Source organism: Streptacidiphilus pinicola (assembly GCF_003258295.1).
GTDB classification, from domain to species: Bacteria; Actinomycetota; Actinomycetes; order Streptomycetales; family Streptomycetaceae; genus Streptacidiphilus; species Streptacidiphilus pinicola.
This window is the reverse complement of sequence record NZ_QKYN01000213.1, coordinates 1-6,718: the sequence shown is the minus strand read 5'-3', so window position 1 is coordinate 6,718 and position 6,718 is coordinate 1. Positions and strand designations below refer to the sequence as shown.

Below are 6,718 nucleotides of genomic sequence, written 5' to 3'. Positions count from 1 at the left end.
GGCGCGCCAGCGCGGTGGGGCGCGGGGCGGCGCGACACAGGGCAGGGCGGTCGGCCGACCGCGACGCGGCTCCGGCCCGCACGGCCCGCGAGGGTTCGGGCGGGCCGAGTCCCTCTGCCCGCCGCTCAGGTCGGGCGGGCACCCGGGTGGGTGACGCAGTGGGCGGCGGCGTCGCAGGCGGCGCGGGCGGCGGGCGGCAGGGGTGTGCCGGCGAGGAGGGCGGCGAGGAAGGTGCCCGCGAAGGCGTCGCCCGCGCCGGTGGTGTCGACGACCTTCGCCCGGGGTGCGGCGACCCGGGTGGGGGCCGCGTCCGCGTGGCAGAGCACCACGCCGGCCGCGCCGCGCTTGACCACGACGAGCGCGCCGGTGCACGCCGCCAGGGCCAGGCCGGCCTGTTCCGGGTCGACCTGGCCGCCGCCGAGGAGCCGGGCTTCGTCGGCGTTGGGGAGCAGCAGTTCCGCCCCGGCGACCAGGTCGAGGAAGGTGTCCGCGCCCAGCGCGGCGAGCGGACCGGCCGAGGCCGGGTCGACGCTGACGGGGAGGGGGACGGCCCTGGCCCCGCAGCGGTCCAGGATCACCCGGGCCAGCGCGCGGCCCGGAGCGGAGAAGAGCAGGTAGCCGGAGAGGTGGACCCGGGCCACGCCGTCGAGGAGGCGGTCGTCCCAGTCGGCGGGGCCGAGGGCCGCACTCGCGCCGCGGTCGTTGAGCATCGTGCGCTCGCCGGTGGCGTCGACGAGGCACACCACGGCCGCGGTCGGCCGGTCCGGGTCCTCCCGCAGGACCGGGCGGACGCCCGCGCGTTCCAGCTCGGCCCGGTGCTGGTCGGCGGTGTCGGCGCCGACGCGGGCGAGCAGCGTCACGTCGGCGCCCGCGGCGGCGGCCCAGGCCGCGACGTTGGCGGCCGCGCCGCCCGGGCGGAGCACGACGTGGGCGGCGGTGTCGGTGGCCGGGGCGAGCGGGTGTTCGTGGACGGCGAGGATGTCGGTGGCGAGGTCCCCGACGACGAGCAGCCGCCCGGCCGGGAGGCCGTTCATGCCGGTGTCGCGGCGTAGGCGACGGCGATCCGCGCGGCGAGAGCCGTGTTCCCGCGTACGGCCGCGAGGTTGGCCCGCAGGGAGGCGCCGCCGGTGTGTTCGACCAGGTGGGCGAGGAGGAACGGGGTGACCGCCTGGCCGGTCACGCCCGCGCGGCGGGCGGCGTCGAGTGCCTCGGCGAGGACGCGGTCGTGCAGCGCCGGGTCCAACTGCTGCTCGGGCGGCACCGGGTTGCCGACGATCAGCGCCGAGTGGTCCGTGCCCAGGGCCTCCTGAGCGCGCATCAGCCGAGCGGCCTGCTCGGGGCTCTGCAGCGTCCAGTCGACGGGCAGGCCGGAGGTGGTGAGGTAGAAGCCGGGGAACTCGGCCGTGCGGTAGCCGACGACAGCGACGCTGAGCGTCTCCAGCCGCTGCAGCGTCGCGGGCACGTCGAGGATGGACTTCACGCCCGCGCAGACCACGGTGATGCCGGTGTGGGCCAGCAGGCCGAGGTCGGCGGACTCGTCCTGGTCGCTCACCCAGTCGCGGTGCACGCCGCCGAGGCCGCCGGTGGCGAAGACGCGGACGCCGGCGCGGGCGGCGAGGTGGGCGGTCGCGGAGACGGTGGTCGCGCCGCTCACACCGAGCGCGAGCGCCGGGGCGAGATCGCGCACGCCCAGCTTGCGCAGCCCGTCCTCGGTGCCGAGGCGCTCCAGCTCCTCCTTGCCCAGTCCGACACGGGCGACGCCGTCGAGCACGGCGACCGTCGCGGGCACGGCACCACCGTCGCGGACGATCTCCTCCAGCTCGAAGGCGAGCCGGAGGTTGTCCGGACGCGGCAGCCCGTGACTGATGATCGTGGACTCGAGGGCGACGACGGGCCTGCCCTGGTCCAGCGCCTCGCGGACCTCCGCGGACAGCCGCGGCACGGTGTTCACCATGGTGGTGATCCTCGCCCGGCGCGGGGGGCGCGAAACCGCCGGAGCACGGAGCGGAAGGTTCCGAGTTCGTTCTGAGCGCTCTCAGCATTCGCTCTGGTTACGCCCGGACTCGTGCATGACATGGCGTCATCAAAGAGAGTGGAGAGGGAGCGCCACCACCTCACGGGGTGCTCTCCCTGCCGCGCCAAGGAGGATGTCATGAGTGACAGAGCGACCGCGCAGTCCTGGATCCGAGCCTGGGCAGCCGTGCTGTGCCTGGCCGTCGCCTGGATCCACGTGCAGGACCAGGGCGGCTTCCCCGGCAGCAAGACGCCGGACTACGTCGGCGTCGGGTACTACCTGCTGGAGGCGGCCGGAATTCTGAGCGCCGTCGTCCTCGCCTCGCGCAGCGAGCTGGGCGAGCGCGCGCTCGTCTGGGTCACCGCGACCGGGGTCGCCGCCGGTCCGCTGCTCGGCTACGTGCTCTCGCGCGGGCCGGGCCTGCCCGGCTACGACGACGACCGCGGCAACTGGACCGAGCCACTCGCGCTCGCCTCGGTGGTCGTCGAGGCGCTGCTGCTCGCCCTCGCCCTGCTGCGCCTGCGTGCCCTGATACGCGGCGGCACACCGGTGCGGCACGCAGCCTCCGCCCGACGGTCCGTCACGGCCACGGACAGCGCGGCACCCTAGCATCCCGTCCGACCGGGCGCGGTCCTATCCCGCGAAGCCGCTGCGACCGCGCCCGCACGCGGGCAAGGGCTGCCTGGTCAGGGCGCGGCGCCGGGGGCGCGCGCCGCCACGTGCTCCCGACGGCGGCACTCGACGTGTACCGACCATAGGAATCGCTCGGGCCCTGCCTCGATAATGACGGCGTGGAACCGATGGAGACCCCGGCGGGGCGAGCGGGCGAGGACTTGGGCGCGCTGCTGCGCCGTGTCCTGACCGAGAACCCGGGGTTGACCCAGAAGCGGATCGCCGAGGCGGCCGGGATCCCTTACGCCACGCTCAACGCCTGGGTGACGGGCCGTCGGGGCACGGGCGGCCGCATCGCGGCGGACGACCTGCGCGCCCTCGCCGACGCACTGCCCGCCGCGTATCCGGCCGCCCGCGTCTTCGCCGCCGCGGGCCGGCGCACTCCGGCCGATCTGGATGCCGAGCGCGAGGCCCGGCTGCTGGAGATATACCGCGACCTGGACTCCGACCAGCAGCGCGCGCTGGTGGAGATGGCACGCGCCCTCGCGAGGCTGCCCCGGGCACGCCGCGCCGGTTAGCCCCCCCGTCGGACAGGACGGAGACGGGGTGGGACGGCGACGGGGCGCGCGGGAGGCATATTCGCTTCCGCTGGTCCCATTCCGTGCGTCGCGGCTCCCGCGCGTGTCACTCGTTGGGGAGTAGCGTCTGTCCCCCGGTTCCGTCCCCTGGAACGCGTCGCACGACGCCACCGCGTCCCGCCTGCGCGTCCTGCTCCTCGTGAGGAGCTCGCCCATGTGTATCCGGATTCGCGTGGCGGAGATCGCGCCGCACGCCGTCGTCTGGGATCCGCTGGAGGTCCTCGTGCTGGTCGGCGCCGGGACGGACCCCGCGTCGGCCCGCGAGCTGATCGCCGCCGTCCTCACGGATCTCGGCGCGCGGCGCACCTGGTCGGGCTTCCGCTGCTTCTGCGGCGAGCCGGTCGTCCTGCCGACCGAGCTGGCCGCGCACGCGGACTCCGGCTGAGGCCGGCTCCACCGCGGCGAGATCCCGTTCGACGGCGGCGTGGAGCTCCTCGAGACAGTCGGCGAACCACTCGCGGTCACGCTGGGCGACGGCCGGACGCAACAGCTCGACGTCGTCGGCGAAGCGGCGCGCCCGGGTCCGGCACAGATGCCAGGCGGAGGCGGCCCAGCCGATCCAGCCGAGCACGGAGAGCGCGGTGAGGGCCACGAGCAGGCGGGCGAGCAGCGCGTTCACGGCGCGTCCGCGGTCTCGAGCGCCTGCGCCGCGGGCGCCTCGTCCGTCGCCCCTTCCGGCACCCCGTCCGGCACCCCGTCCGACACCTCCGGGTCCGAGGCATCGGTGGCAGGCTGCTCGGCGGCCGGGTGGGGCGCCTCGTTGACGTTCCACACCTGGACGCGGACCCGGTCGACGACCGTGGCGAGCTCGCTGTAGACGACGCTGCGGACGTCGTCCTCGCGGCGGCTGCGGGTCAGTCGACCGCCCAGGGCCCGCTGGTAGGCGGCCAGTTGCGCGTCGTCGGGGTCGGGATACAGGTGCACCTGCAGCCAGGGTGACGACCAGTGGTCAGCGGTGAACAACTGCACGCTCTCGGGGCGCGGCACGCGCTGCAGCATCCGGGCCAGCACCTGGCAGGCGTGCAGCGCCTCGGCGGGAAAAGGGTCGGCGGCTTGGGACATCTGACGGTCCTTCGATCGGTCCGTGCGAAGGCCGGGAGGGGCCCGGCGGGACGTCAACCTACGCGTGGATGTAGATGTGTTCCAGGCTTTCGCGGATCTGACGGAGCGCGCGACGAGCGGGCGCGCCCCCGTCCCAGACATGCGCCCGCCGATCGGGTTCCGTCCGATCTGTTGACGCTCCGTCGGGCGGGCCGCTATATCTCTTCGGGCACATGTCAAGAAGTAAAGTTTCCTAACCATTTGCCCCTGGGAGGCTCCCCGTGCGCCCCACCGCTCCCCTGTGTGCCGCTGCCGCCGCCTCTGCGGCCCTCCTCGGCGCGCTCGCCCTGGCCGCCCCCACCGCAGGCGCGTCGACGACGCACCAGGCCACGACCCGCGCCGCCACGACGCACCCCGCGACGACCGTCCCCGCGCACGTCTTCGCTCCCTACGTCGAGACCTACACCGGCGACGACTTCGCCACCGTCGCCGCCAAGTCCGGCGTCAAGTGGGTCTCGCTGGCGTTCCTGCAGACCGACAAGGCGGGCTCGTGCTCGCTCTACTGGGACGGCAGCACCTCCCAGCCGGTCTCCTCGTCCGTCTACGGCACGTCCTTCGCCAAGCTGCGCGCCGCCGGGGGCGACGCCATCCCCTCGCTCGGCGGCTACACCGCCGACACCTCCAACACCGAGCTGGCCGACAGCTGCACCAGTGTCAGCACGATCGCCACGCAACTGGAGAAGCTGATCTCCACCTACGACCTGGCGCGGGTCGACTTCGACGTCGAGCAGAACTCGCTGACCAACACCGCCGGCATCGACCGCCGCAACAAGGCGATCGCCAAGGTCGAGTCCTGGGCCGCGAGCACCGGGCGGCACGTGCAGTTCTCCTACACGCTGCCCACCAACACCGACGGCCTCGACTCCGGCGGCACCGGGGTGCTGAAGAACGCGGTGGCAAACCACGCGCGGATCGACGTCGTCAACATCATGACCTTCGACTACTACACGGGCGGCTCGCACGAGATGGCGACGGCGACCGAGACGGCCGCCCAGGGGCTGGTCAACCTGCTCGCCCAGCTCTACCCCACCAAGAGCAGCACGCAGCGCTGGGCGATGGTCGGCGTCACCGAGATGCCCGGCATCGACGACTACGGCAAGCCGGAGACCTTCACGACGGCCGACGCGAAGACCGTCTACAGCTGGGCGCTGGGCAAGGGCGTCAACGAGGTGTCCATGTGGGCCTCCGAGCGCGACAACGGCGGCTGCCCCGGCACGGGCGGCTCCGACTCCTGCTCCGGCATCAGCCAGTCCACCTGGTACTTCAGCCACGCCTGGGAGCCGTACACCCACTGAACGGCCCCGGAGGGACAACTCTTTCGTCATCGTGCAGGTAGATCCATCCGCCGACCGGGTGAAACCGGGCCCGACCGCATGTCCTTCCGCCGGGGCCGCGCGTTGGCAGGTCAGTCGACGCGGCGGCCAGCGGCGCCGGCAAGACCTGATCCATTCTCAGTTCCCGAAGGGACTACCTGACATGAGCAGCACCCAGCGCGGCCTTGCGGTGACGGCGGCGGCGGCCGGTCTTGTCGCGGCGGCCGCCGGCATGGCGACTGCCAGCAGCACCGCGCACGGCGAGGCCACCAACTCCCCCGGCTTCCTCTCCGGCAACCTGATCCAGATTCCGGTCCACGTCCCGGTGAACGTCTGCGGCAACACCGTCAACGTCATCGGTGCGCTGAACCCGGCTTTCGGCAACCGCTGCGCGAACGAGGGCTGATCCAGGCCCCCCGCGTCACACCGGGCCGGGCCCGCGCGACAACAGTCGCGCGGGCCCGGCCTGTGCGCGTTCCCGTGGACGAGGCGCGGCTCACTCCTTCGGCGGGGCGAGTGCCTGGCCCGCGAGGCAACCGGCGTAGAGGGTGTAGCCGACGCCGATGAGGAAGGACTGCACGATCAGGACCGTGCCCACGGTGCCGTAGGAGACGGCGTTCATCACCAGCAGCGGCGCGAGCACGAACCGCGAGAACAGGCGCAGACCCGCGAGCGCGACGACGGTCGCGATCGCGCCGGGCAGCAGACGCGACCACGGGATGCGCGAGCCGAGCAGCAGCCACTGCAGCCACCAGAAAAGCGCGACGCCGCCCAGCACGGTCGCGGCGATCCGCAGCGCGGGCTGGGCGGGGGTGTGCTGGCCGGGGGTGCCCGCCCAGGCGGCCAGCAGGATGTAGCCGATCAGGCCGGCCAGCCCGACCGTCTGTCTCCAGGTGGTGTGCCAGGGACCGCGTGGCAGATGCCAGATCCGCTCGTAGGCGGCCTGGACCGAGGCCATCAGCGAGATGCCGAAGACCGCCAGCGCGGCCAGACGCTCAGCACCACCACCGGCGTGTCCCTGGCCGCGCTGGCGGTCTTCG

The 6,718-nt window shown here is 73.7% G+C and carries 8 protein-coding genes and 1 pseudogene; 5 read left to right on the top strand and 4 right to left on the bottom strand.

The genetic code is table 11. From position 1 onward, the window contains the following. Nucleotides 1-125 precede the first annotated feature (125 nt). Nucleotides 126-1,034 (bottom strand): carbohydrate kinase family protein, encoded by a 909-nt coding sequence (locus DN069_RS37295; RefSeq protein ID WP_111507691.1) that lies wholly within the window; start codon nucleotides 1,032-1,034, stop codon nucleotides 126-128. Beyond that, nucleotides 1,031-1,954, bottom strand: a complete 924-nt coding sequence (locus tag DN069_RS37290; protein WP_111507690.1) for a pseudouridine-5'-phosphate glycosidase — start codon at nucleotides 1,952-1,954, stop codon at nucleotides 1,031-1,033. Before DN069_RS37290 ends, DN069_RS37295 begins: the two co-directional genes overlap by 4 nt. A 198-nt stretch (nucleotides 1,955-2,152) precedes the next feature. On the opposite strand from DN069_RS37290, the gene DN069_RS37285 reads away from it, so the two are divergent. The 3 genes from DN069_RS37285 (at nucleotide 2,153) to DN069_RS37275 (ending at nucleotide 3,649) form a co-directional block, all read left to right on the top strand. Next, nucleotides 2,153-2,623, top strand: coding sequence for a hypothetical protein (locus DN069_RS37285; protein ID WP_243640306.1), 471 nt, complete (start codon nucleotides 2,153-2,155; stop codon nucleotides 2,621-2,623). 182 nt (nucleotides 2,624-2,805) lie between these two features. Further along, nucleotides 2,806-3,204, top strand: a complete 399-nt coding sequence (locus DN069_RS37280) for a helix-turn-helix domain-containing protein (protein ID WP_111507689.1) — start codon at nucleotides 2,806-2,808, stop codon at nucleotides 3,202-3,204. A gap of 214 nt (nucleotides 3,205-3,418) precedes the next feature. After that, nucleotides 3,419-3,649 (top strand): hypothetical protein, encoded by a 231-nt coding sequence (locus DN069_RS37275; RefSeq protein WP_111507688.1) that lies wholly within the window; start codon nucleotides 3,419-3,421, stop codon nucleotides 3,647-3,649. Between the two features lie 230 nt (nucleotides 3,650-3,879). Here DN069_RS37275 and DN069_RS39275 read toward each other — a convergent pair whose 3' ends face one another. After that, a complete protein-coding gene (locus tag DN069_RS39275; RefSeq protein WP_116513721.1) occupies nucleotides 3,880-4,326 on the bottom strand; it encodes a hypothetical protein in 447 nt (148 codons plus the stop codon). Between the two features lie 260 nt (nucleotides 4,327-4,586). Between DN069_RS39275 and DN069_RS37260 the strand changes: the two genes are divergently transcribed. Next, on the top strand, nucleotides 4,587-5,660 hold the full coding sequence (locus tag DN069_RS37260) for a chitinase (protein WP_243640305.1): 1,074 nt from the start codon (nucleotides 4,587-4,589) through the stop codon (nucleotides 5,658-5,660). A gap of 181 nt (nucleotides 5,661-5,841) precedes the next feature. Then, a complete protein-coding gene (locus tag DN069_RS37255; protein ID WP_111507685.1) occupies nucleotides 5,842-6,084 on the top strand; it encodes a chaplin in 243 nt (80 codons plus the stop codon). Between the two features lie 90 nt (nucleotides 6,085-6,174). Here DN069_RS37255 and DN069_RS40700 read toward each other — a convergent pair. Then, nucleotides 6,175-6,718: pseudogene (locus tag DN069_RS40700) on the bottom strand (ribonuclease BN); the annotation flags it as partial.

Bases quoted from the DNA above. Each gene is read 5' to 3' on its own strand.
- DN069_RS37295 (WP_111507691.1), bottom strand. From the start codon at position 1,034: ATGAACGGCCTCCCGGCCGGGCGGCTGCTCGTCGTCGGGGACCTCGCC.
- DN069_RS37290 (WP_111507690.1), bottom strand. From the start codon at position 1,954: ATGGTGAACACCGTGCCGCGGCTGTCCGCGGAGGTCCGCGAGGCGCTG.
- DN069_RS37275 (WP_111507688.1), top strand. From the start codon at position 3,419: ATGTGTATCCGGATTCGCGTGGCGGAGATCGCGCCGCACGCCGTCGTC.
- DN069_RS37285 (WP_243640306.1), top strand. From the start codon at position 2,153: ATGAGTGACAGAGCGACCGCGCAGTCCTGGATCCGAGCCTGGGCAGCC.
- DN069_RS39275 (WP_116513721.1), bottom strand. From the start codon at position 4,326: ATGTCCCAAGCCGCCGACCCTTTTCCCGCCGAGGCGCTGCACGCCTGC.
- DN069_RS37255 (WP_111507685.1), top strand. From the start codon at position 5,842: ATGAGCAGCACCCAGCGCGGCCTTGCGGTGACGGCGGCGGCGGCCGGT.